The organism is Streptomyces sp. NBC_01296 (genome assembly GCF_035984415.1).
Lineage (GTDB): Bacteria > Actinomycetota > Actinomycetes > Streptomycetales > Streptomycetaceae > Streptomyces.
Genome location: NZ_CP130720.1, coordinates 1,268,210 through 1,294,457, shown reverse-complemented (window position 1 = coordinate 1,294,457; position 26,248 = coordinate 1,268,210). Strand labels below are relative to the sequence as shown.

Below are 26,248 nucleotides of genomic sequence, written 5' to 3'. Positions count from 1 at the left end.
CACGATCCAGGAGAACCCCGCATGTCCGGCGCCACCACCACCCCCGCCCGCACCGCCGTCGCCCCGCTGACCACCGAAGACGCCGAACTCCTCCTCTCCGCCGCCCGCGCCGCCGCTGAGCGGGCCGGGGCCACGGTCAGCGTCACCGTCCTCGACGCCGGGGGCCACCTGCTCGCGTTCCGCCGCGACGACCGCGCCGTACTGATCTCCGGCGAGACCAGCACCCGCAAGGCCTTCACCGCCCTCCAGCTCGACGCCCCGACCGCCGACCTCGTCGACGCCGTCCGGCCCGGCGGGCTCTTCCACACCCTGCCCACCGCCCTCGACCGGCCGCTGCTGTTCATCGCGGGCGGGCTGCCGGTCCACCGCGACGGCCGCCTCATCGGCGCCATCGGCGTGGGCGGCGGCGCCCCCGACCAGGACCACGGCTTCGCCGCGGCCGCCCTCGACGCGCTGGTCTGAAGCTCCCGACCCGGCCTCCGGGTCGCGCCCCCCTGTCCCCCGTGCCACTTTGGTACGGGGGACAGGGGTGCATGATGCGAGAGTCCAGTCAGGTCCGGTCCAGGCAGGTCAGGCGGAGCCACGCCATCGCCACGGCGGTCGCGGCCGCGCTGGTCTCCCTCGCCGTGCCGGGATGTACGGCCGCCTCCGACGAGGCCCGCAGCCCCGGGGACGCCATCACCACCGGCCCCGCCGCCCCCGCCACCACGGCCTCCGCGCGCAGCGCCCCGGCCCCCTCGCCGACCCCGTCGTACGCGCTGTCCACCGCCCCGCGCACCATCCCGGCCGTACGGGAGCACACCCCGGCCCGCGGCCCCGGCTGGAAGCCGGCCGCCGCCGCGCGGGTCGTCGTACCGCCGGCGAACGCCGCGGCCCTCGCCGACGAGGGCAGGCTGCTCGCCGGCGAACTGCGCATGGGCTTCGCCGAGACCGCGGATGCGCGTCCCGGCGACGTGGAGCTCGCCCTCGGCGCCAAGAACTCCGGGCCGCCCGAGTCGTACACGATGACCGTCCAGGACGGCCGGGTCCGGGTCACCGGCCCGGACGAGGCCGGGGTCTTCTACGGCACGCGCACCCTCAAGCAGGCGGTGAAGTCCGCCGGTTCGGCCCCCGAGGGCACCGTGCGCGACGGCCCGGCCAAGCCCCAGCGCGGCCTGAACCTCGACATAGCCCGCAAGAACTTCACCGTGGGCTGGATCGAGAACCAACTGCGCCGGATGGCCGACCTCAAGCTCAACCAGCTCGGCCTGCACTTCTCCGACGACCAGGCCTTCCGGATCCAGTCCGACACCCACCCCGAGATCGTCTCCACGCCCCACCTCAGCAAGGCCGACGTCCGGCAGATCACCGCGCTCGCCGCCCGCCTGCACATCACGGTCGTCCCCGAGCTCGACTCGCCGGGCCACCTCGGCGCCGTGCTGCGCGCCCACCCCGCCCTCCAGCTGCGCGACGTACAGGGCAGGGCCGTCAAGGGCGCCGTGGACATATCGAAGCCGGCCTCGGCCAAGCTCATCGACGAACTGCTCCGCGAGTACCTGCCGTTGTTCCCCGGCGCGTTCTGGCACCTGGGCGCCGACGAGTACCAGGCGCTGGTCTACCGCGACCCGCAGGCCTCCTTCCCGCAGCTCGCCCAGGCGGCCCGGCAGAAGTACGGGCCTTCGGCGCGCATCCAGGACCTGGCCGAGGGCTGGCTGAACGACCGTGCGGACGTGGTGCGTCCGGCGGGCAAGGTGCCCAAGGCGTGGAATGACGGCTTCTTCACCGGAGGCGTGGTCCAGGCGGCCAAGGACATCCAGGTCGAGTACTGGACGGGCAAGGAGCTCGGGGCCCGGCCGCCGCTGGAGTACCTGCGCGAGGGCCGCAAGCTGGTCAACCTGAACGACGAGTACCTCTACTACGTGCTCGGCCAGCCGAACCAGTTCACCTACCCCACCGGCCGGCGGATCTACGAGCAGTGGACCCCGCTCGTACTGCGCGGCACGACCCCGGTGCCGGCCCGGTACGCGGCGCAGATACTCGGCGGACGGCTCGCCGTGTGGTGCGACCTGGCCGGTGCCCAGACCCAGGCCCAGGTCGCCGAGGGGATCCGGCTGCCCCTGGCGGCGCTGTCCCAGAAGGTCTGGGACGCCCGCCCGCCGCAGCCCGCCTGGGCCGACTTCAAGGCACTCGCCGACCGGCTCCAGCCTCCGGGCTGACCCCTCCGGACGCCGCGTAAATTCGCTGGCCGGAGCCCTGCCCGCGTTGCTTGGATGCCGGGATGAACACGGAACTGCCGGACGGCTGCGAGTTGTCCACCGACCCCGCCCGACTCGACGCCGAGCTGATCCACCGCTGGCTGTCGGAGGACTCGTACTGGGCCCTCGGCCGGAGCAGGGAGAAGCAGGACGAGGCCATCGCGCACTCCCTGAACTTCGGCGTCTACGACACGGCCTCGGGCACCCAGCTCGGCTACGCCCGCGTCGTGACCGACCGGACCACCTTCGCCTGGCTGTGCGACGTCTACGTCGACCGCGCCGCACGCGGCAGGAACCTGGGAACGAGCCTCGTCGCCGCGATCCGCGACCACCTGGCCCCGTACGGGCTGCGCCGGGTGATGCTCGCGACGGCCGACGCGCACGGCGTCTACGCCAAGGCGGGCTTCGAGCCCCTGGCGGACACGGAGAAGTGGATGCTGCTCGGCGAGCAGTAGCGCAGCGGTCGCGCTACGAGCGCTCGGCGGGCTCCCGGCGCTGCCAGCTGCGGCGGATCCACCGGCCGACCAGCGGCAGGGCCAGGACCACGGTCAGGGTCCAGGCCGCGGCGAACCCCCAGATCAGCGGGAGGGACACGGTGACCGCGGCGGCCACCAGCAGGGCCAGGGTCAGCGCGGCGAGGAGGCAGGCGGCCACGGCGCGGTACCGCGGGCGGGTATGTGCGGCGCGCAGGATCCGCTGCAGGGAGCGGTCCGCTTCGAGGTCGGCCTCGATCGCCGACAGGGCGCGCCGCTCGTGGTCGGACAGTCCCGCTCCGTCCATGACGACCTCCATCGGCCGGCGTCGCCGGGCGGCGCGCACCACAGCCTCTGGCCTGCGAATACCCGACCAGGGGGCGGCCCAACCCTCGCGGGCCGTCCCCTGGCTGCCGGGAGAGGGTCACCAGATGGAGTTGACCCACTCCGGGTGGTCGATGAACGGGTTCCGGTTGTGCTGGAAGGTGTCGAATATGACCTGGTTGCGGCGCTGCTCGAAGGCGTCCGGCGGGTCCTGCTGGTTCCACTGCTTCAGCAGGCTGATACGGCCGAAGAGCGGGGCGGTGCCGTTGTTGACCTTGTCGTTCATCTCGAGGTCGGCGAAGCCGTCGCCGCCGTCGTAGCGGACGGCCATGTAGAGCAGCATGCGTGCGACGTCGCCCTTGACCGCGTCGCGCGGCTCGAAGGAGTCGGAGTCGGTGAAGCTGCCGGGGGCCTCGGCGACCGGGCTGCCGCCCATGTCGAAGTCCTTGTTGCCGCGGGTGCTGTTGACCGTGACGTCCTCGGGGCGCAGGTGGTGCAGGTCGGTGCCCGGGCCGGTCGCGGTGCCGAAGTCGCCGTGGCTCTTGGCCCAGACGTGCTCGCGGTTCCAGTCGTTGGCCCCGCCGCCGTTGGTGGACTTGGACTGGGAGCGGCCCGAGTAGACGAGGATGACGTTGTTCGGGTTCGCCGGGTCCTGGTCGGTGACCTTCAGGGCGTTCCACACGCCGTCGTAGGTCACCTTGGACTGGTTCTTGATGATGTCGTGGAGCGCGGTCTTCAGCGCGGCTCCGGTCTTGCCCTCGGCGGCCGCGTAGTACGCGTCGACCGAGGTCGCGGTGGTCGTGGCGGCCGCGTCGGCGTGGGGAGCAGCCGTCCGCTGCGAGCCGGCCGACGCAGTGGCCGGAATGAGGACCAGGGCCGCTACGGCGAGCCCGGCGACCCAGGGGGTACGTGGGGAGATTCTCATGGTGTGGGGGATACCTCTTCGCAGGCACCGCCCCCGCCATGGCAGTTGGCGGGGCATCAGGTGGCAGAGCAGAGGCTCACATTGTCATGTGCCTTACAGGTAAAATCCATGTGTCGGAAGGCTGGATTCTGCTCCTGGTGGCCGCTGGGCCGAACGGGTGAGGACCTCTTGGCAGAACGCGCCGCTGCGGGCACGGTGGCGGGGGCCCCGGCCGGGGCCGCGCGGACCGTGCACCGTGAACACCCCTACCGGGAGCAGCCCATGGCAGCGAAGATCCTCATCGTGACCGGCGACGCGGCGGAGTCGCTGGAGGTCCTCTACCCGTACCAGCGCCTGCGCGAGGAGGGGTACGAGGTGCACATCGCGGCGCCGGCGGTGAAGAAACTGCGGTTCGTGGTGCACGACTTCGAGGAGGGCTTCGACACGTACACCGAGAAGCCCGGCTACACCTGGCCCGCCGACGTGGCGTTCGCCGACGTGGTTCCCGAGCAGTACGCGGCCGTGGTCGTCCCGGGCGGCCGGGCGCCGGAGTACCTGCGCAACGATCCCGAGGTACGGCGGATCCTGGCCGCCTTCACAAGCTCCGACAAGCCGATCGCCCAGATCTGCCACGGCCCGCTGATCACGGCCGCGAGCGGCGGGCTGGACGGCCGCCGGGTGACCGCGTACCCGGCGCTGGAACTCGACATGAAGGCCGCGGGGGCGGCGTACGAGGACTCCGAGGCCGTGGTCGACGGCACCCTGGTCTCGGCGCGCGCCTGGCCCGACCACTCCGCCTGGATGCGGGAGTTCCTGAAGGTGCTTCGCGCCAAGGCGCCGCTGGCCTGACGTACGCAGAGGGGCGGTGAAGGGGAGGCTCCCCATTCCCTTGTGAAGGGTCCGGGCCCGGGACTGACGGGGCGGCTGCGGTGTGCTGAGGTGGCAGGGTCAACCGATGTGGTTCAACTCCCGCTGTTCGCACGGCAGTTGGTGCGGCCGTTGAAAGGACACCACCGTGACTGGACCCTTGGGCCGGCGCAGCTTCCTCGGCGCGGCCGCAGCCCTCGGCGGCGCCGCGCTCGTGGGGCCGCTCGCACCGCTCGCCCAGGCCCGGCCCGCTGCGTCCCGGCCGGACACCCTTCCCACCCCGCCCGGATTCCAGCCCGAGGGCATCGCCGTCTCGCCGGGCGGGCTCGCGTACACGGGGTCGCTGATCGACGGTGCGGTCTACCGCGTGGACCTCGCCACCGGGGCCGGGCGGATCCTGACCGAGGGGCAGGGTCCGGGCGCGATGTCCGTCGGGCTCAAGCTCGACGGGAACGGCCGGCTGCTCGTCGCGGGCGGTGCGGACGGCCGGATCCGCGTCGTGGACGGCGGGGACGGCCGGGTGCTCGCCACTCACCAGGCGGCCACCGGGACGGCCTTCGTCAACGACGTCGTCGTCGGCTGCGGCGGAGCCTGGTTCACCGACTCCTTCAACGACGTGCTGTACTTCCTGCCCGCCGGGTCGGGCGCGGGCTCCGGCCGGGCCCCGCGCGCCGTGGCGCTCACCGGTGACTGGGTCCCGACCCCGCCCGGCGGCCAGGTGTGGGGCTCCAACGGCATCGAGCGCACCCCGGACGGCCGGGCGCTGCTGGTGGTCAACGACAACGTGCGGGCGCTGTTCCGCGTCGACCCGCGCACCGGCGCCGCCGCCGAGGTCCCGCTCGACGGGGGATCGGTGGCCAACGGCGACGGGCTCGTGGTGCACGGCCGCACGCTGTACGTCGTCCGCAACCGGGACTACGCCGTCGAGGTGTTCACGCTCAGCGCGGACGGCCGCCGGGGCCGGTTCGTCAAGCGGATCACCGATCCGCGCTTCGACGAGCCGACGACCGCGGCGGTCCACGGCGGACGCCTCTACGTGGTGAACGCCGCCTTCGACTCGGACTGGTCGAATCCGGCCACCGCGTCGACGATCGTCAGCTGCCCGTCGTGATCACGGGAGCGGGCTCGTTCCGGTAGTTGGCCGGGCCGAAGTTCTTCTTCACGGCCGCGTCCCAGGACCCGTCCTGGACCATCTTCTTCAGGGCGGCGTTGATCTTGCCCTGCAGCTCCTTGTCGCCCTTCTTGACGCCGATGCCGTAGTTCTCGTTGCTCAGGCTCAGCCCGACCAGCTTGAACTTGCCCGTGTTGCCCTTCTGCGCGGCGTACCCGGCCAGGATGGAGTTGTCCGTGGTCATGGCGTCGACCAGGCCGTCCTGGAGCGCGATGACGCACTCCGAGTAGCCGTCGAGCTCCAGGACGCTCGCCTTGGGGGCCAGCTTCTCCTTGACGTTCTGTGCCGAGGTGGAGCCGGTGACCGAGCAGAGCTTCTTGTTGTTGAGGTCCTCGGCCTTGGTGATCGTGGCGTCGTCGGCGCGGACCAGCAGGTCCTGGTGCGCGAGGAAGTAGGGGCCGGCGAAGTCGACCTTCTCCTTGCGCTTGTCGTTGATCGAGTAGCTGGCCGCGACGAACTTGACCTCGTTGTACTGGAGCAGCAGCTCGCGGTCGGAGCTGTCGACCTTCTTGAACTCGATCTGCTCGGGCTTGTAGCCCAGCTGCTTGGCGATGTACGTCGAGACGTCCACGTCGAAGCCGGAGAAGGTCCCGCCCGGCTCGCGCAGCCCGACACCCGGCTGGTCGAACTTGATGCCGATGGAGAGGTTCCCCTCGGGGCCGCCGTCACCGCCGCACGCCGTGGCGGTCAGGGCGAGGCCGATCACTGCGGCCAAAGCACCGGCCTGGGGAACCTTCATGCTGCACTCTTTCCTCGGGAACGCGGGACGCGCTGCGGGATCGCCGGCAGCGTGTGGAACCGCGGGTTCGTAAAAAGCGTCAAGACGCGTGTACGAGGAAGCTAGGAAGCCGGTGGGCGCGGTGTCACTGGAATTGAGCAAAGCTTGAGGTAACGATCCGGCGTGACCGGCGTTTCTATGGTGCATTGCGCTCCGAACGGGATAAAAGGGGCCGCGCGGGGTGTGGCGATCGGAGCCGGCCGGTGACGGAGAGTGGCGGGTCGCCAGGGGGTTTTGTCGAACAAATGGTCGATTCCGGCTCGCGGATGCGTGTGCTCTCCCGCAGCAGACCGGGACCTGCGCGGACGGCCCCGCCGAGCATGCCGGGCGAACCGGCCCAACTGGCCGGGAACGTACGCTCGTCCGGACCGGCAGGGCCGCGGCGTGACAGCATGGCCGGGGGCAACGCCCGTCAAGCGGAGGGGGAGTTCGGTGAGTACGTCGACGGCGAGCGGAGTACGCAAGAGCCTGGCCAAGGTGGAGATCGCCCTGCGGTGGGATCCGAGCCCGTCGGGTGCACCCGCCCACGACCTGGACATCATCGCGGCGGTGTACGGCGCCGCGGACCCCTACGGGGAGCCGGTCCACCTCGTGCACTTCGGCAGTCGTTCCCCCGACGGCACCATCACGCTGAACCGCGACAGCCACACCGGTCAGGGCTTCGGGTTCGACGAGGTCATGACCCTCGAGCTGAACCGGATGTCCTCCGCGTTGGGGCGCGTGGTGGTGGGCGTGGTGATCCAGGAGACCGGCCCGCGCGGTGCCCGTACGAAGACCTTCGCGGCCATAGGCGGTACGGGGGTCCGGATCCGGGAGGGCTACACCGACCTCGCGGTGTCCGATTTCGCAGGGGTCCCGGCCGCCACCGCGGCCACGGTCGCGGAGTTCACCCGCGACGCCTCGGGGGTCTGGTCGCTGGACGCCGCCGTACGGGGCTTCGACGCCGATCCGGAGGAGTTCGCCCGGGTCATGGGCGCCCTGCGGTCCTGACGCAACGCGCGCCGTGGGGCCGCACAGACCGGGCGGTGGCCACTCCCTCGAGTGAGTGACCACCGCCCCGTCCGGGTGGCGCGCTGCCGCCGTCCCCACGAGGCAGCGCGGGCGGGTCGCCGTCAGGTCATCAGGGCGGCGGCCCACCGGTTCAGGGGGCCGGAGCCCGGTTCCGGTCCGGGACGGGGATCGGGGCCAGGCCCAGGGCGGGCAACAGGGCCCCGTCGACGAACCGGACCAGGTAGTCGGCGTCGGCGTAGCGCCCCTCCAGTACCGGCCGGATCCGCAGCACGCCCATCAGCTGGGCCGGCAGGAACTCCAGGGCCGGGTGGTCCGCCGCGATCTCGCCGCGCGCCACGGCCCGCGCCACCATCGCGTCGAACGCGGCCAGCTCCGGCTCGACCAGCGCCTCGCGCAGGGCCGCCTGCAGCTGCTCGTCGCTGAGCACGGCATGCCCGAGGGCCTGGGTGAGGCGGGTGTCGCGGCCCGAGTTGCCGGCTGCGATCCGGGCCGCCTCGCGCAGGTCGCCGGCGAGCGTGCCGGTGTCCACCGCGACCAGAGTGCCCTGCCGGTTCGCCCGCAGGGCGGCCGCGACCAGCTGGGGCTTGGTCTTCCACTGCCGGTAGAGCGTCGACTTCCCGCAGCAGGCCCGGGCGGCGACGCCCTCCATGGTCAGTGCCTCGTACCCGTGCTCGCGCAGCTGCTCCAGGACGGCGTCGTAGAACTCCTGCACCCGCTCCGGGGTGATCTTGGAGCGGCGCGCGGTGGGCGGCGTCGACGTCATGGTGAGCGGCTCTCCTCGGGGGCTCCGCGGCGGTTGGTTCCGTAGGGAAAGTGTACGGGAACGCGAGCGTATCGGTACACCAGCGTATCGATACGCGAATGTATCGATACACTGGCGTGTCGATGTGCACGCGGCCGGCTCCGGACGCCGTACACCGGCGCATCAGCGCGCGACCATCCGCACCATCCGCGTTCGAGCGGCGCGCGAGTACAGGAAGAGAGAGTTGGGGGAATGAGCTCCCACACGACACCTGGCGGGCCGGCCGACGGCCCGGGAACCGGGCAGCGGCGACGCCTCATACGTGAGCTGTTGCTCGTCGCGGGTCTGTTCGCCGTCTACAAGGCGGGCCGGATGCTCTCCACGGACCGCACCGACGAGGCCTTCCGCAACGCCGGCCGGATCTGGGACATCGAGCGCACCCTGCACCTGCCCGGCGAGGGCGTGATCCAGCGGCTGCTCCTCCACGGGGACGCCCTCGTGCACACCGCGAACACGTACTACGCGGCCGTGCACTTCCCGGCGACCGCCGTCTTCCTGATCTGGCTGTACCTGCGCAGACCGGGCCACTACCTGTGGGCCCGGCGCGTACTCGCCGTCCTGACCGGCGCAGCCCTCGCGCTGCACCTCGCCTTCCCGCTCGCACCGCCGCGGATGCTCGGGGCCGCGCACCTGGTGGACACCGGGCTGGTCTACGGGCCCTCCGTCTACCGGGCCGCGCCCGCCGCCGACACCATGGCCAACCAGTTCGCCGCGATGCCCTCACTGCACTTCGGGTGGGCGCTGATGCTGGCGCTCGGCATGATCGCCGCCACCCGGTCCCGCTGGCGCGTGCTGTGGCTGCTGCACCCGCTGCTGACCCTGCTCGTGGTCGTCGGCACCGCCAACCACTACTGGCTCGACGCGATCGTCGCCACGGTGCTGCTCGGCGGGGCGCTGCTGCTCGTCCCGCGCCCGCAGGCGCGCACCGGCTCGCTGCCCGTCGTACGGCACCTGCCGCGCCCGCGCAACGCCGTGGGCGCCGGATCCGACGTCGTGGGGGTCGGCCGATGAACGCCACCGTCCTCGCCGTCGCGCTCTGCCTCGCCTCGGCCGTGGCCTACGCCTCCGCCGCCGTGGCCCAGGAGCGGCTCGCCCGGGCCGCGGTCGCCCGCAGCGCCGGTGCCCTGTTCGGGAACGGAGCCTGGTGGTGGTCGGCCGGGCTGAACGCCGGCGCCGCGCTGCTGCACGCGGCCGCCCTGCGCTACGGCCCGCTCACCCTGGTCCAGCCGCTCGGCGCGCTCACCCTCGTCGCCGCCGTCCCGCTCGGGGCCCGCGGAGCCGGCCGCCGGGTCGCGGCCACCGAATGGCGGGGCACCCTGGCCACCGTCGTCGGGCTCGGCCTGCTGCTGCTCCCGGCCTCCGGACCGGCCCCCGACGACACCCTCACCCTGGCCGAGGCACTCGCCGTGTCCGGGGCGACCGCCTTCGCGATCGTGGCGCTGACCGCGCGCCGGGACGTGAGCTCGGGGCTGCGGCACGCGACGGCGTCCGGGCTGGCCTCCGCCGTGGCCTCCGCCCTGACCCAGACGGTGGCCGTCGCGGGCGGCCGCGGCGGGGCCCTGCTCAGCGTGCGGGTCGTCTCCGTGGCCCTGCTCGTCGTGGTGTTCGCGGTCGGCGGGATGCTGCTGTCGCAGCGGGCCTACCGGGGCGGACTCGGGGCGCCGCTCGCCGTCGTGAACCTGGCCAACCCGCTGGCCGCGGCCGCCATCGGCACGGTCCTGCTCGGCGAACGCCTCCAGGGCGGCGCGATGGGGATCCTGCTCGCGGCGGCCGGCGCGCTCGCGGCGGCGCGCGGGGTACTGCTGCTGACGCGGACGGCCCCGAGCGCGGCGCCCGCCCCCGCACCCGCCCCCGCACCCGCCCCCGCACCGGCGCCCGTACCGGCATCGGCCGGCGCCGTGTCGATCACGCGTGTACCGGTATGACGGCTGTGGCCGGGGTCGTGCGCGTACGGACCCGCCGCAGCTGAGAACCGTTTAGCCGGTGTTCGCGTCCTCCCCGGTGAACGCGAACATCACGCACGGAACGCGCACGCACGACGAAGCGGAGTGAACACACATGGGGATCGTCAGCTGGATCGTCCTGGGACTGCTGGCCGGCTTGATAGCCAAGGTCCTGCTGCCCGGCCGCGACCCCGGCGGCCTGATCGGGACCACCCTCATCGGCGTCGCCGGAGCCTTCGTCGGCGGCTGGCTGTCCGCGAAGTTCCTGGACAAGCCGATCGCCAACGAGTTCTACGACCCCGCCACCTGGGGCTCCGCGATCGCGGGCTCGCTGGTCCTGCTCATCGGCTACCGGATCCTGTTCGGCAACTCCCGCGACTGAGCGGCGCCGGGAGCACTGCTTAGGCTGGGGCCGCACGGCGCGACGTACGAGCTGCGAGGAGCCCCGAGTCACATGAGCGTCACTCCCGACACCCCCATCAAGCCCGTTCCCACGAGCGACCTGTACGACGAGCACGGCGAGGGCCTGGCCATCTGCACCACGCCGTTCCGCCAGTTCGGCGGACGCCGGCTCTTCGCGGGCCCGGTACGGACCGTCACCTGCCACGAGGACAACGCGCTGCTGCGCGAGCTGGTCAACACCCCGGGGGAGGGAGCGGTCCTCGTCGTGGACGGCGGCGGATCCCTGCGCACGGCCCTCACCGGCGACCTCATCGCCGGGGCCGCACGGCGCAACGGCTGGGCGGGCCTGATCATCAACGGCGCGGTCCGCGACAGCGTGGCCCTGGGCGGACTCGACCTCGGCATCAAGGCACTGGGCACGGTCCCCCGCAAGAGCGGCAAGACGGGCGCGGGCACGGTGGACGAGCCGGTCACGATCGGCGAAGTCACCTTCCGCCCCGGGGACACGGTCCACGCGGACGACGACGGCACGGTCGTCCTGCGCACCTCGTAACCCCGCGCGGAGCCGTACGCGGGGTCCCGGGGGGCGAGATTCGGCCAGGGGCGGGGCAGGAGCCCTGGTGCCCACCCGGTCGGGCGGGATTCACTGCGGGGCCATGAGACGACACAGGATCATGGGCCTGCTCGGCGCGCTCGCGCTCGCCGCAGGCACCCTGGCCGGCACCGCGGGACCCGCGGCCGCGGCCGACACCACCGCGCACGCGGGCGGGGCCCGCCACGCCACCGAAGCGGTCCCGGGTGACCCGGCGGTCCCGGCGGCCGGACCGGCCGCGCCCCGGCCCGGCGCCGGCGCCGAGCCGCCCCCCGAGTTCGGCACCGACTGGCACGACCCCCTCACCGCCGCCCCGCCCGTCGCCCGCCCCGCGACCCGGTCCTGCGAGGTGACCGTCGCCGAGGCACAGTTCCGCGACTACACGCCCTACCTGGGGAACTACACGCCCCCGACCGCATGCGGCAGCGGGTCCTGGGCCAAAGTCGTCCTGCGCCTCGACGGCAAGGTCAAGGGCCGGCAGTACGACCGCCTCGGCCACCTCTCCCTCGGCGGCGTGGAAATCCTGCGCACCTCCACCCCCGAGCCCTCGCCCGACGGCATCACCTGGTCCGTCGAGAAGGACGTGACCCGCTACCGCGACACCCTCAGCCGGCCGCAGCCCGTCGAGATGCTGATCGGCAACGTCGTCAACGACACCTACACCGGCGTCATCGACGTCAAGGTCACCCTCACCTTCTACGCCGCCGACCGGGACCGGCACACCCCCGCCCCCGACACCCCCGACCGCGTCCTCCCGCTCACCACCCCCTCCGTCACCACCCCGCGCAACACCGAGCGGCTCCTCGCCGAGGTGTACGCCACCGGCTCCGGCGGCGGCTGCGAGGAGTACTGGTACATGACCGCCCCCGATGCCGCGCCGTACTCCTGCAAGGCCGCCGACGGCCCGTACCGCGAGGTCCGGATCTCCGTCGACGGGCAGCTCGCCGGCATCGCGGCCCCCTTCCCGACCGTGTGGACCGGCGGCTGGTCGAACCCCTTCCTCTGGTACGTCACCCCCGCGCCCCGCGCCTTCGACGTCCAGCCGGTCGTCTACGACCTCACCCCGTACGCCGCCCTCCTCAACGACGGCCGCCCGCACCGGATCGAGGTGTCCGTCGCCGGGGTCCCGGCCGGACAGAGCGGCTGGAGCACCCCGACGAACCTCCTCCTGTGGCAGGACGAGGGCCGTACCGTCGTCACCGGCTCCCTCACCCGGCACGAGGAGGGCGACACGGCCAACTCCACCCGCTGGACGCCCGCCACACCCGGTGCGCCCGGTGCGCAGCACCGCCTCGACACCGAGGGCGGCCACCGCCTGACCGTCGCAGGCCGCCTCGACACCTCCCACGGCCGGGTCACCACCACCGTCACCCGCGCCGTCCACAACACCTCGGTGCACCGCTGGACGGAGGGCGAGAACCAGGACGCCCTGACCGCCGCCTGGACCGACGAGGAGAGCGTCACCCGCGGGCCCACCACCGTCCGCACCGCGCGCACGTACACGATGGACGGCGAGACCACCCTCGGAGCCGGGGACCGGCTGCGCACGGTCATCGCACTCGGCGACCGGGCCGAGACGAGCACCCTGCGCGGCGGCCGGACCGTGGACCGGACCCTGCTCGACGACCGGTACACGGGCGACGCCGCCTACACGGCGAACGTCCCGCGCGAGCAGCGGCACGCGGTCGGCACCAGCTCCGAGCACTACCAGTTGTACGGGTCGGACACCGGGCGCGGCTGCTACGACCGCACCCTGTCCACCGCCCAGGGCACCGTGACGGTGGACCGCCGACGCTGCTGACACCGGCTGCGCCTACGATGACCGGCCATGGACATGAGTGAGGCCGGCAGACAGCTGGTCGACGGCCGCTTCGAACTGATCGCGCCGCTGGGCGCCGGCGGTATGGGCACGGTGTGGCGCGCCCGCGACATCGCACTGCACCGCGACGTCGCCCTGAAAGAGGTGCGCCCGCCGGACCCGGCGACCGCCGCCGCCCAGCCCGGGCTCACCGTCCAGCTGCGCGAACGCGCCATCCGCGAGGCCCGGGCGCTCGCCCGGCTGGCGCACCCGCACGTGGTGACGATCCACCACATCGTCGAGCCCGCCGCCGGCACGGACGGACATCCGTGGATCGTGATGGAGCTGGTCAAGGGCGGCTCCCTGTACGACCGGCTGGAGTCGGGGCCGATGCCCGTCGCCGACGTGCTGCGGCTCGGCCTCGACGTGCTGTCCGCGCTGCGGGCCGCCCACGCCGAAGGAGTGCTGCACCGCGATGTGAAGCCGGCCAACGTGCTGCTGCGCCCCGACGGCTCGGCCGTGCTGACCGACTTCGGCATCGCGGCCCTGCACGGCTCGACCGCCCTCACCTCCACCGGCGTGCTCATCGGCTCGCCGGAGTACATCGCCCCGGAGCGAGCGCGCGGTGAGGAGGGCCTGGCGGCCTCGGACCTCTGGTCGCTCGGCATGCTGCTCTACGTGGCCTCGGAGGGGGCCCATCCGCTGCGCCGGGCCACCACCCTGGCCACCGTCGTCGCCGTGCTCGACGAGCCGATCCCGGCTCCGGTGCGCTCCGGTCCGCTGGGGCCCGTACTGGAACGGCTGCTCGTACGGGACCTGTCCGTACGGCCCGACGCGGCGCAGCTGGAACAGCTGCTCCGGGACGCGAGCGCTGCTCTCGGCGGTGCCACACCGGTCGTGCCTCCGGTGGTCCTGGGCCAGTACGGGCCGCCGAACCCGCAGCCGGGGATCGGCGTCGGTCAGACCGGCCCCGCGCAGCCGCAGATCCCGCAGCCCTACGCGCCGGCGGCGCCGTTCACCCCCGGGGGCGGGTCCCCCTACTCGGTCACCGCGCCCGTCCCGGCGGCACACGCGCCGCGCCGCCGTCCGGTGCTGCTCGGCGCCCTCCTCGCCCTGGTCCTGGCGGGCGGCGTGATCGGGCTCGTCAAGTGGATCCCCGACGGCGAAGGCGGCAGCGGCGCCGCGAAGGGCGGTGACACCGTCGCCAGTACGGGCCCCTCCACCGCCTCCAGCTCCAAGCCGAGCCTCCCCAAGTCGATCGGCAGCCCGGTCGCCGCCCCCAAGGGCAGCCTGCTCACCCCGGCCAACGTGCGCACCGCGCTCGAAGCCCTCAAGCAGAAGTCCGGCACGACCGAGTTCGTGGAGATGACGGTCTACGAGGAGTACGTGCTCGCCTCCATCCCCACCGGCCCCGGAGCCAAGACCTACGACCGCTACCAGTACCGCGACGGCGAGGCGAAGCGCACCGGACCCGGCGGCACCGTCGAGGCGGACGAGCCGCTGATCGACATGGCGGCCGTCAACTGGGACGCCCTGCCCGGCCTCCTCGACAAGGCCAAGCAGGAGCTCGGCGTGGCCAACCCGACCTCCCGCTACGTCATCGTCGAGCCGTGGATCCTCGATCCGACCTCCCTGTCCATGCGGCCCTACCTCAGCGACGAGTACGGGCAGGGCGGCTACGTCTACGCCGACACCCAGGGCAACGTGAAGAAGGTCTACCGCTCCTGACATCGTGTACCCGCACGCATGCCGCACCTGCGTACGGCCCTTCACGGTTCGAGGAGTACCACCACCATGCCCAGCTGGCGCACCACCCTGACGGCGGCCGGTATCGCGGACCCCCGGCTGCGCGACGACTACACGAGCGTCGCCCGCCGGGTCCTGCGCCGAGAGCCGGCCCCGTACCTGACGCTGCGCCTGCTCGCAGCGCCGCCGCTGGTGCCCTGGCTGACGGCCGGGGTGGGCTTCATGAACCTGGTCGACGACGTGGCCGAGACCGGCACCCCGCAGGAACGATCCGCCGGTCTGGCCGCGCTCGCCGGGCAGGTGGAGGCGGCCCTGAAGACCGGCGACAGCCCCGACCCGCTGCTGCGGGCGTACGCCCACGCCGTCGCGTCCCGCGGCCTGCCCGAGCACTGGGTCTCCCGGTTCCTGGCGGGCGCCGCCACCGCCGAGGCCTGCTTCGACGGCTTCGAGACCGACGAGGACTTCCAGGCCTACCTCGACGCCTACGCCTGGCCCGGGGTGCTCGTGTTCACCGGACTCCAGTACCAGGGCGGCCCCGACGAGGAACAAGCTGCCGGATGGCGGCGGTTCGTCGACGCCGCCCAGCGGGTCGACTTCCTCGCCGACCTCGCCGGAGACCTCGCGGAGGGCCGGCTCTGCCTCCCGCGGGCCCGCCTCGCCGAGCACTCCGTCACCCGGGCCGACCTCGAACAGGCCCGCGACACCCCGGCCGTACGCGCGCTCCTCGCCGCCGAAACCCGGCTCGCCCGGACCGCCCTGGACGCCACCGACGGCATCCTCGACCTGGTCGAGCCTGGCCTGCGCCCGGTGATCGCCACCATGTCGGAGCTGATGGGCCACCAGCTGACCGCCGTGGAACGGGCCGGCGTCCGGGCCCTGCGCAAGGACGTCGGCTACGGCCTGGCGGCCCCCGTCCGCACCCTGATCCGCGCCCGCGCCCGCGCCCGGCGGGCCCGCAGCCTGGGCTAGCGTGATCGGCATGTCTTCGCCGTCCGTCCCCGCTGAGGTCCTCCGTTCGGCCCGCGCCTACAGGGAGTTGACCGACCGGGCCGCACCCGGCCTCGTCGAGGGGCTGTACCTGGTCGGTTCACCCATCTACGGGGACTACCGTCCGGGACGCAGCGACATCGACTTCGTCGCGGTGCTGAGTGAGCGGCCCGCCGATCACCTCGTACGGCGTCTGGGCGACGCCCTCGCCGAACTCGGCCGCCGCCACCCGCGACCGTACTTCGACGGACTCCATGTCACCCGCGCCGATCTGGCCGGCCCGCCGGACGACTGTCCGGACGTGCCGTGCATCGGGGAATGGGAGTTCCGGCCCGCCGGCCGCCTTGCCGTCGATCCCGTGACCTGGCACGAACTGGCTCGTGGTGCGATCACCGTGAGCGGTCCTCGACCGGGGCCGGGCGACGTGTGGACCGACGAGACGGCGCTGCGCGCCTACTCCCACGCCAACCTCGCCGACTACTGGAGGCCGGCGGTCGAAAAACTGCGCGCCGGTCAGGGGACCGTCGCGACCGGGCCGACGGAGCGGGCGGAGCTGATGACCGAGTGGTTCGTGCTCGGTGTCGCCCGGCTGCACCATCTGCTGGCCACGGGCCGCCTCACGTCCAAGGGCGGCGCCGGCCGGTACGCCCTGGGTGCCTTCGACAGGGCTTGGCATCCGATCGTGACCGAGGCCCTCCGCATCCGGAACGGAGCCGGTACCCGCTCGCCCGGTTACGACGCCGACCCGGCCGCGCGGGTGCGGGACACCATCGCGTTCGCCGAGACGGCTCTCGAGGCAGGTCTCCGGCTGGGCGCCTAGCGGTCGGGACATTTGTACTGGTGGGGTCCGTACATGCGGATCTGCCGGGGGACCCCGCCCGGTCCATAGCGTGGTGGGCATGACGAAGACGACGCCCACCACGCAGACGACGCGGCCGACGCGGACCGCGAAGCCGCCGAACGACGAGCCCGCCATCCGGTTCCGGCACGCCGCCAAGTCCTTCGGCCCCGTCCACGCCGTCTCGGGCATCGACCTCGACGTCCGGCGCGGCGAGACGGTCGCCCTGCTCGGCCGCAACGGCGCCGGCAAGTCCACCGCCATCAGCCTGCTGCTCGGCCTGAACGAGCCCGACGCGGGCAGCGTACGGCTCTTCGGGCAGACCCCCGCGCAGGCGGTCCAGAGCGGCCGGGTGGGCGCGATGCTCCAGGAGGGGCGCGCCGTACCGCGGATCACGGTGCGCGAGCTCATCGGCTTCGTGGCCCGGACCTACCCGGCCCCCCTGCCCGTCGCCGAGGCGCTGGAGCTCGCCGGGCTCACCGACCTCGCCGGCCGGCGCATCGACCGGCTCTCCGGCGGCCAGGCCCAGCGCGTCCGGTTCGCCGTCGCCCTCGCCGGCAACCCGGAGCTCATCGTGCTCGACGAGCCGACCGCCGCCCTCGACGTGGAGGCCCGCCGCGCCTTCTGGGAGTCCATGCGCGGCTACGCCCGGCGCGGCAACACCGTCCTGTTCTCCACGCACTACCTGGAGGAGGCCGACGCCCACGCCGACCGGATCGTGGTCGTGGACGCCGGCCGGATCGTCGCCGACGGCACGGGGGAGCAGCTGCGCCGCGCCGCCGGCGGGTCGCTGGTCTCCGTCGACCTCGCCGGGCGCCCGACCGAGGGCCTCGGCGAACTGCCCGGGGTGGTCTCCCTGGAGGTACGGGGAGACCGCGCGCGGCTGCGTACGGAGGACCCGGACGCGACGGTCGTCGCCCTGGCCGGCCTCGGCGCCGTCCGCGGGATCGAGGTCACCGCGCCCTCGCTCGACGACGCCTTCCTCGCGCTCACCGCGACCCACACCCGCACCCACACTCACGCCCACACGCCCACCGCTGCCGCCGGGAGCGCCCGATGATCACCGCCTACGTCCGCCTGGAAGTCCGCCGGACCCTGCGCGACACCTCCTACGTCGTCTTCGGCATCGGCATGCCGGTGCTGATGTACCTGCTCTTCACCAACCTCGGCACCGACGCCGACACCGGCGACTGGCAGACGGCCTCCATGGTGGCCATGGCCGCCTACGGGGCCCTGGGCGCAGCCCTGTCGACCGGGAACGGCGTCGCCGAGGACAAGGGCATCGGCTGGCTGCGCCAGCTGCGGGTCACCCCGATGACCCCGCGCCAGGTGGTCGTCGGCCGGGCCCTGACCGGCTCGGTGATCGTGCTGCCGGCCGTCGCCGCGGTGCTCGCGGCCGGCGCGTTCGTCAACGGGGTCCGGCTGGAGGCCTGGGAGTGGGCGGCCGTCGCCCTCGTCCTGTGGCTCGGCGCGCTCCCCTTCACCCTGCTCGGCATCGGCAACGGCTACCGGCTCACCGGCCAGAGCACGGGCGTGGTCAACGTCGGGTGCAGCCTCGCGCTCTCCATCGCCGGCGGACTCTGGTTCCCGGTCGAGCTGTTCCCGGACTGGCTGCGCTCCGTCTCCGGTTTCACCCCCACGCGCCGCTTCGCCGAGATCGGCCAGTCCCTCGCCGCCGGCGCCGCCCCCGGCCTGAGCGCGGTCGCCGTACTGGCGGTATGGGCCCTGCTGTTCGGTTCGTACGCGGTGCTCTCGTACCGTCACTCCGCGAGGACGGTGTAACGCATGAAGCAGGGAACGGGAATGAAGACGAACTGCAGGCGAGCGGCCAAGGAGGGCCGGAAGGCCGACTGGGCGGTCCGCAAGGCCGAATGGCGGGCGCAGGAGAAGCTGCGCAAGGCGCGCGGCGAGGCCCCCGACTACGGCCGCGGCCCGATGGGCCCGCCCCATGCCTTCGCGCTGCTGCCGTGGCTGCTGATGGGCATGGGCGCCATTTCCAACGTCATCAAGGGCGAGACCCCCAACCCCTGGATCGGCGCCCTCGGCCTGCTGGTCTTCAACTCCCTCTACATCACCCTGGTGTTCCGCGCCTTCGACCGGCGGGCCCGGGAGGCGGCCAGTACCCGCTGGTGCCTGGCCGCCCTCGGCGCGGTCACCTGCGCCCTCGCGCTCGCCTACGGGGGCAACTGGCTGCTGTTCTTCCCGCTGTGGGGCTTGGCCACCGGCGCGGTGGTGAGGGGCCGCAAGCTCGGCTTGGTGATGTTGGCCGGCACCGCCCTGGCCGGGGCGATCTCGGCAGGGGAGGAGGGCTGGGTCACCCTCGGCATCGTCTACGGGACCCTGCTGTCCGGCATGGTCACCGCGTCCATCCTCGCCCTGTCCGAGACGGTGAAGGAACTGCGGGACACACGGCAGGAGTTGGCCCGGGCCGCCGTGGACCAGGAGCGGCTGCGCTTCTCCCGCGATCTGCACGACCTGCTCGGCCACACCCTCTCGGTGATCGTCGTGAAGTCGGAGGCAGCCCGCCGGATCGCCCCCCGCGACATGGACGCGGCCCTCGCCCAGGTCGCGGACATCGAGTCCGTCGGGCGCCAGGCGCTCACCGAGATCCGCGAGGCCGTCACCGGCTACCGCGAGGCCAGCCTCGCGGCCGAACTCGACCGGGCCCGCGGCGCGCTGACCGCCGCCGGGATCGAGCCCGTCGTACGGCAGTCCGGGCCCCCGCTGCCCCCGCAGGCGGCGGCCCTGCTCGGCTGGGTGGTCCGCGAGGCCGCCACCAACGCGATCCGGCACAGCGGCGCGACCAGCTGCGAGATCGAGGTACGGAGCTTCGCGGAACGGGTCAGCCTGGTGATCACCGACGACGGGAACGGCGTAGGCTCGACCCCGCCGGGCAGCGGCCTGACCGGCCTGACCGAACGGCTCGCCGCAGCGGGCGGCACCCTCGTCGGCGGCCCGGTCGCGGGACCGGGCCGTGGCTTCCGGGTCACCGCCGAACTCCCGGTGGAGCCGGCCGGACCGGAGGGCGAGGGGAGCGCAGAGCACCCGGAGACCCGGGAGAACGAGGAGATCCGATGATCAAGGTCCTGCTCGCGGAGGACCAGGGCATGATGCGCGGTGCGCTGGCCCTGCTGCTCGGCCTGGAGGAGGACATCGAGGTCGTGGCGCAGGTCGGAGCCGGGGACGAGATCGTGCCCGCAGTGATCGCGACGCGGCCGGACGTGGCCCTGCTCGACATCGAACTCCCGGGGCTCAGCGGGCTCGACGCCGCCGCCGAGCTGCGCACGCGCTGCCCCGACTGCAGGGTGCTGATCCTGACCACCTTCGGGCGCCCCGGCTATCTGCGCCGGGCGATGGAGGCGGGGGCCACCGGGTTCCTGGTCAAGGACGGGCCGGTGGAGGAACTGGCCGCCGCGGTACGCCGGGTGCTCGCCGGGGAGACCGTGATCGACCCCTCGCTCGCGGCCGCCGCGCTCAGCGCCGGCCCGAATCCGCTGACCGCGCGCGAGGCCGACGTACTGAACGCCGCGGTCGACGGGGCCACCGTGGCCGACATCGCGGCCCGGGTCCACCTGTCCGAGTCGACGGTACGGAACTACCTGTCCTCGGCCATCGGCAAGACCGGCACCCGCAACCGCATGGAGGCCGTCCGGGCGGCCCGCCGCCAGGGCTGGCTCTGACGGCGCGGACGGGGTGCGGGAACGACGCGGACGTACGGGGCAGACGCGGAGGATGCGGGGCCGCGGGGTTCTCGAGCGGGGCGGCCCCTGCCTGCTGCCGGGTCAGTACGGGCCGTTGACGTTGTCGATCGAGCCGTAGCGGGCGGCCGCGTAGTTGCAGGCGGCCGTGATGTTGGCGACCGGGTCGTACGAGTCCGTGGACGTGCCGGGCACGTGGTAGGCCCGGAACGTCGGGTCGATGACCTGGAGCAGGCCCTTGGAGGGGATGCCGGCCGCGGCGTTGGAGTCCCAGTTGTTGATGGCCAGCGGGTTGCCGGAGGACTCGCGGATCACGTTGCGGTGAATTCCGTTGTAGCTGCCGGGGATTCCGTGCTGGGCCATGATGTCCAGCGACTGCCGGATCCAACCGTCGAGGTTGTTCGCGTACGTGGTGGCGGTCTTGGCCGCAGCCGTCGTCGCGGTCGCCTTGGCCACGGCCGCCTTCGCCGCCGCGCCGAGGCTCAGCTTGAGCCCGGGGCGAATGATCGAGGGGTTGCCGCCGATGGCGTTGCGGTTGCTCTCGTAGAGGGCCTGCCAGCCGCCGCTCACCGAATGCTCGACGGCGATCTTCGAAAGGGTGTCGCCGACGGTCACCGAATAGGTCAGGGGAGCGGCCGCCTTTTCCACCGCCGGCTTGACGGCGGGCAGCGTGACGGTCGCCGCGGCGGGCGCCGAAGCCGGCTGCGTCACGGCCGCCCCGGCGGTGGTCGCGCTGATCAGCGGCAGGGCGAGGGCGGCTCCGCCGGTGCCGGCGAAGGCCAGCTTGCGGGCGATCGGGCGCTGCTTCGGCCGACGGTGCTTTCCGAGTCCGGGCATGGCGGAATTCCTCACGTGCGGAGTGCGGGGGATCCCTGGCGGCGACCGGTTTAGGAAGCTGCCCGCTGGGAACGACGTGACCGTAAGCGAGCCCGCCGGGCCGGAACAAGGCTTGAATTCCACCGGGTGATCGACTTCCCCGTACCGGGGTCGGAAATGACCTTGGGGGCACCTTCCGGGAATGACGAAATTCCTTTCCGGGAAAAGGGAATAGTCAGCTCCGCATAAATGATGTTGTCCCTATTCGAGTGACCCACATCACCAGCCCTCGAAGCCCCCCGGGGGAACGGACAAGTCGCCCACACTCATGCCTGATTCGGGCATCTCGCCCGTTGTTTGTGAATCGCCCACAGTGCACCCTTCCCGGCATGCCCGGCATGATCCACAAGGTGCGGACACCTCCCAGGGGGTGTCTTGCCGATCGGGCCGGGCTCGCCCGATCGACAAGACGCCCCCTAGAGCTCCGCCAGTCGCGCCAGCGCCACCGAAACCGCCTCCTCGCCCGCCGGCAGCAGCGGGAGCCGCACGTCGGGTGTGGGGATCCGGCCCCGGGCGTGGAGCACCGCCTTGACCACCGCGGGATTGGGCTCGGCGAAGAGCGCCGCCGACAGCCGGGCCAGGCCGTGGCCCAGGGCGCGCGCCCGCGGCACGTCACCGGCCTGCCAGGCCGCCGTCAGCTCCGCGTACCGGGCCGTCGCCAGGTGGGCCGAGGCCAGGATCCCGCCCGACGCGCCCAGCGCCAGCAGTGGCGACAGGTACACGTCGTCGCCCGCCAGCACCGCGAACCCGTCCGGCGGCGCGCCGAGCAGCGCCACCGCGTCCTCGCCGATGCCGCCGCCCGCGTACTTCATCCCGGCCACCCCGGGCAGCTCCCCGAGCGCCCGCAGCGCGGCCGCGTCCAGCGGCTGCCCGGTCCGGTACGGGATGTGGTAGACGACCAGCGGTACGGGGCTCACCTCGGCCAGCCGCGCGAAATGCGCCAGCACCCCCGCCGCCGCCGGCCGCACGAACGACGGCACCGTCACCAGCGCCGCCCGCACCTCGGGCCACCTCGCCAGCCGGCCGAGCGCCGCCTCGGCGGCCCGGGTGCCGTTCGCCCCGGCGCCCACGGTCAGCATCGCGCCCCGCTCCCGGCAGACCCGGGCGCAGACGTCGGTGACGAGGTCGCGCTCCGCCTCGTCGAGGGCGGCGGGCTCGCCGGTGGTGCCGAGGGCGACGATCCCGGTGGCGCCCTCGTCGAGCACCGTGTGGGCGAGTGCCTCGAGTGCGTCGGCGGCGACGTCCCCGCTGCGCGTGAAGGGGGTGACGAGCGGTACGTGAATCCCGTGGAGGGAGAGGTTCTGTGCCATGCCCACGAGCTTCATCTGCCCGGAGCATCAAATCCAGTTCGCGTTTCTTACCGGAAGCGTAAGCTGAGCCGATGCTCGACGTACGACGCCTGCGCCTGCTGCGCGAACTCGCCCGCCGCGGGACCATCGCCGCCGTGGCCGAGGCGCTCGCCTTCAGCCCTTCGGCGGTGTCCCAGCAACTCGGCGTCCTCGAACGGGAGGCGGGCCTGCCGCTGCTCGAGCGCACCGGCCGCCGGGTCCGGCTCACGCCCGCCGGGCAGAACCTGGTCCGGCACGCCGAGGCCGTGCTGGAGCGGCTCGAACAAGCCGCCGCCGAACTCGCCGAGGCGCGCAGCGGCCCGGCCGGCGCCCTGCGCATCGGGGCCTTCCCCACGGCCATCCGGGCCATCGTCCCGGCCGCCCTGGTCGCACTGGCCCGGCGCCATCCCGGGCTGGAGCCGATGGTGTCGGAGACCGACCCGGCGGCGGTCGCGCACGCGCTGCGCGCCGGGGACCTGGACGTGGCCCTGATCCACGAGTACGACTTCGTCCCCGCGCAGAAGGAGCCGGGGCTCGCCACGGAACCGCTGTACCGGGAGGCGATGTACCTGGCCGCCCCGACCGGCACGGCGGCGGACACCGCGACCGCCGAGCGGGACCTCGGCGAGGATGTCGGCGAGGGCGCCGACCGGAGCCGCGACCGGATCCCCCGTCAGGGTTCCGGCCAGGGCTTCGACCAGGGTTCCGTGCTGCGGGCCCACGCCGACGCCCCCTGGATCACCGCCACCCCCGGCACCCTCTGCCACACCATGGCCCTGCGCGCCTGCCAGGCCGCCGGTTTCACGCCGCGGATCCGCCACCAGGTCGACGAGTTCCCCACCGTGCTCGCCCTGGTCGCGGCCGGCCAGGGCGTCGCGGTGGTCCCGCAGCTCGGCATCATGGGGTCCGCCGGCCCGGCCGTCTCCCTCACGCGTCTCCTGATGGAGCGGCGTACCAAGGTCGCCTTCCGCAGCGGCGCCGCCGCCCACCCGGCCGTGGCCGCCTTCGGTGCGGCACTTCGCGCCGCCGTGCCACCGGAACTCGCCACTCCGGCTTCCGCGGCTTGACGCAACTCCCCTCCGCCGCCGCGTCCGTGTACGTTCGTTGATCCAGACAGATCCGAACAGAGCGGGGTACGACGTGACGCATCGCGTACGAGGGGTCATCGCCCGGAGCAAGGGCGCACCGGTGGAGACGACGACGATCCTCGTGCCCGACCCCGGGCCCGGCGAGGCCCTGGTCAAGGTGCAGGCCTGCGGGGTCTGCCACACCGACCTCCACTACCGCGAGGGCGGCATCAACGACGAGTTCCCCTTCCTGCTCGGCCACGAGGCCGCCGGGATCGTCGAATCCGTCGGCCCGGACGTCACCTCGGTCGCGCCCGGCGACTTCGTGGTCCTCAACTGGCGTGCGGTCTGCGGCACCTGCCGTGCCTGCAAGCGCGGCCGCCCCTGGTACTGCTTCAACACGCACAACGCCACGCAGCCCATGACCCTCGAGGACGGCACCCCGCTCTCCCCGGCGCTCGGCATCGGTGCGTTCGCCGAGAAGACCCTGGTCGCGGCAGGTCAGTGCACCAAGGTCGACCCGGCCGCCGCGCCGGCCGCCGCCGGACTCCTCGGCTGCGGGGTGATGGCCGGCCTCGGAGCCGCCCTGAACACCGGCAACGTCGGACGGGGCGACTCCGTCGCCGTCATCGGCTGCGGGGGGGTCGGCAACGCGGCCGTCGCCGGCGCCCGCCTCGCCGGCGCGGGCCGGATCATCGCCGTCGACCTCGACGACCGGAAGCTGGAGTGGGCGCGGGGCCTCGGCGCCACCCACACCGTCAACGGCCGCACGGAGGACGTGGTCAAGGCCATCCAGGGGCTCACCGGCGGAAACGGTGCGGACGTGGTCATCGACGCCGTGGGCCGCCCCGAGACCTACCGGCAGGCCTTCTACGCCCGCGACCTGGCCGGCACCGTGGTCCTGGTCGGCGTGCCGACGCCGGAGATGAAGCTCGAACTGCCGCTCCTCGACGTCTTCGGCCGCGGCGGCGCCCTCAAGTCCTCCTGGTACGGGGACTGCCTGCCCGAGCGCGACTTCCCCCTCCTCATCGACCTCTACCTCCAGGGCCGCCTGGACCTCGACGCCTTCGTGTCCGAGACCATCCCGCTCGACGGGGTCGAAGCCGCCTTCGCGCGGATGGAGCGGGGCGAGGTCCTCCGCTCGGTGGTGGAGTTCCAGGCGGACACCCACTAGACCCGACCCGACCCACCTGACCCACCCGACCGGCCCCGGCGCTCACGCGTCGGGGCCGGTGCCGTTCCCCCGTTCCCCCGCGTCCGCCGGCCGTCGTCCGATCCGGTACGGCCGGGCACTCGGCGTCAAAGGATCGTGCGCGCAGCGCCAAGGCCCCGGGGCCGGGGCGTGTCCATACTCGTGACCAGGAGCCACCGACCGCCGACGGCCGCACGCCGAGGCGGAGCACGACACCCGTGCAAGCACCGGCGTTCCCCGGCTCACCCTCATGTTCGCGCTTCCTCGGGCATCGCATGCCCGAAAACAGGAAGGAACGGCTGAATGTTCAAGAAAGCGGCACTCATGGGAGCAGCCCTCGGGCTGGTCCTCGCGTCGATGGCGGGCACCGCCTCGGCCGAACCCGTCCGATCCGACCCCCTCTCGGCCGTCGCGCCCCGCCCGGACGGCGCACTGGACCCGTCCGGGGCCGCCGGTCTGTCCTGCGGATGGGGCTACCAGTGCGACGACAAGGATCCCGCCACCTACTCCTGGGACGCCAAGGACACCGACGACCGGGCGAGCGACCCCGGCTGCGCCACGGTGGAACTGCGCTCCGCGAAGAAGGACGGCGCCTGGTACGCCTGGGCCCGGCTCACGGTCGCCAGCGGCTGCGGCTACTACGAGGGCTGGATAGACCGCTCGTACGACGGCGGCAAAACCTGGTCCCCCTGCGCCTGCGGCTTCTTCGAGACCCAGGACTCCAACTACGGCAACATGTTCTACTGGCCGGACAACGCCCTGATCAGGGCCGGGTTCAAGCGCCGTGGCGAGCCGTGGAGCAAGTCCGGGCTGACCAAGTGGCACGGTTGAGGCGGGCCATGCGGAAGATGCGCAGCACCGCGCCCGCCCTCGCCGCGGTGGCCCCCACCCTGACCACGGTGGCCCTCGCCGTGCCGGCCCTGGCCGGCCCGTCCGCGCTGGAAGGCCCCAGGAGGCTCGTCGACGCGGCGACCGGCCGGTTGCTGCCGTGAGGGACCCGTGATCCCTGCCGCTGGGTCAGGTTCAGGTCGGTGCGGTTCCTTCCCCGCGGTGAACTCGGAGCACACGGACCGGCGAGCGCGGCCGGGCCCGGCAGGGCAGGCCCTCGGCCGTCGCCGGTAAGGTGCGGGGCAGCCGGTGGGTCCGTACTACACTCGGCCGGGCCGCCAGACCCGTGACCCGGTCGCGATCCGCCCGGGACAGCCGCACACCCAGGG

The 26,248-nt window shown here is 73.2% G+C and carries 28 protein-coding genes; 22 read left to right on the top strand and 6 right to left on the bottom strand.

The window, feature by feature from the left end; translation table 11 throughout:
• Positions 1-21: 21 nt before the first annotated feature.
• The 3 genes from OG299_RS06240 (at position 22) to OG299_RS06230 (ending at position 2,689) form a co-directional block, all read left to right on the top strand.
• Positions 22-462: a GlcG/HbpS family heme-binding protein gene (locus tag OG299_RS06240; RefSeq protein ID WP_327360807.1), complete on the top strand. Its 441-nt coding sequence runs from the start codon at positions 22-24 to the stop codon at positions 460-462.
• A gap of 71 nt (positions 463-533) precedes the next feature.
• The gene (locus OG299_RS06235; protein WP_327360806.1) at positions 534-2,195 is read left to right on the top strand and encodes a beta-N-acetylhexosaminidase; all 1,662 of its coding nucleotides are present in this window, start codon (positions 534-536) and stop codon (positions 2,193-2,195) included.
• A gap of 62 nt (positions 2,196-2,257) precedes the next feature.
• Complete coding sequence (locus OG299_RS06230; RefSeq protein WP_266635677.1) at positions 2,258-2,689, top strand: GNAT family N-acetyltransferase; 432 nt, start codon at positions 2,258-2,260, stop codon at positions 2,687-2,689.
• A gap of 13 nt (positions 2,690-2,702) precedes the next feature.
• Here OG299_RS06230 and OG299_RS06225 read toward each other — a convergent pair whose 3' ends face one another.
• Together OG299_RS06225 and OG299_RS06220 are read right to left on the bottom strand one after the other, a co-directional pair.
• Positions 2,703-3,014, bottom strand: a complete 312-nt coding sequence (locus OG299_RS06225; RefSeq protein WP_266635679.1) for a DUF3040 domain-containing protein — start codon at positions 3,012-3,014, stop codon at positions 2,703-2,705.
• A 117-nt stretch (positions 3,015-3,131) separates the two neighbouring features.
• Positions 3,132-3,956, bottom strand: coding sequence for an endonuclease I family protein (locus OG299_RS06220; RefSeq protein WP_327360805.1), 825 nt, complete (start codon positions 3,954-3,956; stop codon positions 3,132-3,134).
• 261 nt (positions 3,957-4,217) lie between these two features.
• On the opposite strand from OG299_RS06220, the gene OG299_RS06215 reads away from it, so the two are divergent.
• A complete protein-coding gene (locus OG299_RS06215) occupies positions 4,218-4,784 on the top strand; it encodes a DJ-1/PfpI family protein (protein ID WP_266635683.1) in 567 nt (188 codons plus the stop codon).
• A gap of 166 nt (positions 4,785-4,950) precedes the next feature.
• Positions 4,951-5,913, top strand: a complete 963-nt coding sequence (locus tag OG299_RS06210) for an SMP-30/gluconolactonase/LRE family protein (protein ID WP_327360804.1) — start codon at positions 4,951-4,953, stop codon at positions 5,911-5,913.
• On the opposite strand, the gene OG299_RS06205 is transcribed toward OG299_RS06210, so the two are convergent.
• The gene (locus tag OG299_RS06205) at positions 5,897-6,712 is read right to left on the bottom strand and encodes a glutamate ABC transporter substrate-binding protein (RefSeq protein ID WP_327360803.1); all 816 of its coding nucleotides are present in this window, start codon (positions 6,710-6,712) and stop codon (positions 5,897-5,899) included. The two genes, OG299_RS06210 and OG299_RS06205, sit on opposite strands and share 17 nt — an antisense overlap.
• Before the next feature lie 471 nt (positions 6,713-7,183).
• On the opposite strand from OG299_RS06205, the gene OG299_RS06200 reads away from it, so the two are divergent.
• Positions 7,184-7,741 (top strand): TerD family protein, encoded by a 558-nt coding sequence (locus OG299_RS06200; RefSeq protein ID WP_327360802.1) that lies wholly within the window; start codon positions 7,184-7,186, stop codon positions 7,739-7,741.
• A 151-nt stretch (positions 7,742-7,892) separates the two neighbouring features.
• Here the strand turns inward: OG299_RS06200 and OG299_RS06195 are convergent, their stop codons facing one another.
• A complete protein-coding gene (locus tag OG299_RS06195) occupies positions 7,893-8,525 on the bottom strand; it encodes a TetR/AcrR family transcriptional regulator (protein ID WP_266635691.1) in 633 nt (210 codons plus the stop codon).
• A gap of 231 nt (positions 8,526-8,756) precedes the next feature.
• Between OG299_RS06195 and OG299_RS06190 the strand changes: the two genes are divergently transcribed.
• The 12 genes from OG299_RS06190 to OG299_RS06135 all read left to right on the top strand — a co-directional run bounded on the left by OG299_RS06190 (position 8,757) and on the right by OG299_RS06135 (position 20,550).
• The gene (locus tag OG299_RS06190; RefSeq protein ID WP_327360801.1) at positions 8,757-9,575 is read left to right on the top strand and encodes a phosphatase PAP2 family protein; all 819 of its coding nucleotides are present in this window, start codon (positions 8,757-8,759) and stop codon (positions 9,573-9,575) included.
• The gene (locus OG299_RS06185; RefSeq protein WP_327360800.1) at positions 9,572-10,489 is read left to right on the top strand and encodes a hypothetical protein; all 918 of its coding nucleotides are present in this window, start codon (positions 9,572-9,574) and stop codon (positions 10,487-10,489) included. The genes OG299_RS06190 and OG299_RS06185 overlap by 4 nt, the downstream gene beginning before the upstream one ends.
• Before the next feature lie 133 nt (positions 10,490-10,622).
• Positions 10,623-10,889, top strand: a complete 267-nt coding sequence (locus tag OG299_RS06180) for a GlsB/YeaQ/YmgE family stress response membrane protein (protein WP_266635697.1) — start codon at positions 10,623-10,625, stop codon at positions 10,887-10,889.
• Positions 10,890-10,961: 72 nt separating this feature from the next.
• Positions 10,962-11,462: a ribonuclease E activity regulator RraA gene (gene rraA / locus OG299_RS06175; protein WP_266635699.1), complete on the top strand. Its 501-nt coding sequence runs from the start codon at positions 10,962-10,964 to the stop codon at positions 11,460-11,462.
• Positions 11,463-11,565: 103 nt separating this feature from the next.
• Positions 11,566-13,302 carry a peptide-N4-asparagine amidase gene (locus OG299_RS06170; RefSeq protein ID WP_442817491.1) on the top strand — a complete coding sequence of 579 codons (1,737 nt, stop codon included), beginning with the start codon at positions 11,566-11,568 and terminating at the stop codon, positions 13,300-13,302.
• Positions 13,303-13,329: 27 nt separating this feature from the next.
• Positions 13,330-15,027, top strand: coding sequence for a serine/threonine-protein kinase (locus OG299_RS06165; protein WP_327360799.1), 1,698 nt, complete (start codon positions 13,330-13,332; stop codon positions 15,025-15,027).
• Between the two features lie 66 nt (positions 15,028-15,093).
• Positions 15,094-16,014: a phytoene/squalene synthase family protein gene (locus tag OG299_RS06160; RefSeq protein WP_327360798.1), complete on the top strand. Its 921-nt coding sequence runs from the start codon at positions 15,094-15,096 to the stop codon at positions 16,012-16,014.
• A gap of 10 nt (positions 16,015-16,024) precedes the next feature.
• Positions 16,025-16,852 carry a nucleotidyltransferase domain-containing protein gene (locus OG299_RS06155; RefSeq protein WP_327360797.1) on the top strand — a complete coding sequence of 276 codons (828 nt, stop codon included), beginning with the start codon at positions 16,025-16,027 and terminating at the stop codon, positions 16,850-16,852.
• A gap of 79 nt (positions 16,853-16,931) precedes the next feature.
• A complete protein-coding gene (locus OG299_RS06150) occupies positions 16,932-17,930 on the top strand; it encodes an ABC transporter ATP-binding protein (protein WP_442817490.1) in 999 nt (332 codons plus the stop codon).
• Complete coding sequence (locus OG299_RS06145; RefSeq protein ID WP_266635941.1) at positions 17,930-18,652, top strand: ABC transporter permease; 723 nt, start codon at positions 17,930-17,932, stop codon at positions 18,650-18,652. Before OG299_RS06150 ends, OG299_RS06145 begins: the two co-directional genes overlap by 1 nt.
• Positions 18,653-18,655: 3 nt before the next feature.
• Positions 18,656-19,948, top strand: coding sequence for a sensor histidine kinase (locus OG299_RS06140; protein ID WP_442817489.1), 1,293 nt, complete (start codon positions 18,656-18,658; stop codon positions 19,946-19,948).
• The gene (locus OG299_RS06135; protein ID WP_327360796.1) at positions 19,945-20,550 is read left to right on the top strand and encodes a response regulator; all 606 of its coding nucleotides are present in this window, start codon (positions 19,945-19,947) and stop codon (positions 20,548-20,550) included. The genes OG299_RS06140 and OG299_RS06135 overlap by 4 nt, the downstream gene beginning before the upstream one ends.
• Positions 20,551-20,652: 102 nt before the next feature.
• Here OG299_RS06135 and OG299_RS06130 read toward each other — a convergent pair whose 3' ends face one another.
• Together OG299_RS06130 and OG299_RS06125 are read right to left on the bottom strand one after the other, a co-directional pair.
• A complete protein-coding gene (locus tag OG299_RS06130; RefSeq protein WP_266635711.1) occupies positions 20,653-21,405 on the bottom strand; it encodes a transglycosylase SLT domain-containing protein in 753 nt (250 codons plus the stop codon).
• Between the two features lie 455 nt (positions 21,406-21,860).
• The gene (locus OG299_RS06125) at positions 21,861-22,754 is read right to left on the bottom strand and encodes a dihydrodipicolinate synthase family protein (protein WP_266635713.1); all 894 of its coding nucleotides are present in this window, start codon (positions 22,752-22,754) and stop codon (positions 21,861-21,863) included.
• Positions 22,755-22,825: 71 nt separating this feature from the next.
• Here OG299_RS06125 and OG299_RS06120 point away from each other — a divergent pair, with 71 nt between their 5' ends.
• From OG299_RS06120 to OG299_RS06105, 4 genes are all read left to right on the top strand, one after another.
• Complete coding sequence (locus OG299_RS06120) at positions 22,826-23,839, top strand: LysR family transcriptional regulator (protein ID WP_327360795.1); 1,014 nt, start codon at positions 22,826-22,828, stop codon at positions 23,837-23,839.
• 73 nt (positions 23,840-23,912) lie between these two features.
• Positions 23,913-25,013 (top strand): S-(hydroxymethyl)mycothiol dehydrogenase, encoded by a 1,101-nt coding sequence (locus tag OG299_RS06115; protein ID WP_327360794.1) that lies wholly within the window; start codon positions 23,913-23,915, stop codon positions 25,011-25,013.
• Between the two features lie 321 nt (positions 25,014-25,334).
• A complete protein-coding gene (locus tag OG299_RS06110; protein ID WP_327360793.1) occupies positions 25,335-25,862 on the top strand; it encodes a hypothetical protein in 528 nt (175 codons plus the stop codon).
• A gap of 17 nt (positions 25,863-25,879) precedes the next feature.
• Complete coding sequence (locus tag OG299_RS06105; protein ID WP_327360792.1) at positions 25,880-26,023, top strand: hypothetical protein; 144 nt, start codon at positions 25,880-25,882, stop codon at positions 26,021-26,023.
• The last annotated feature ends 225 nt before the right edge of the window (positions 26,024-26,248 follow it).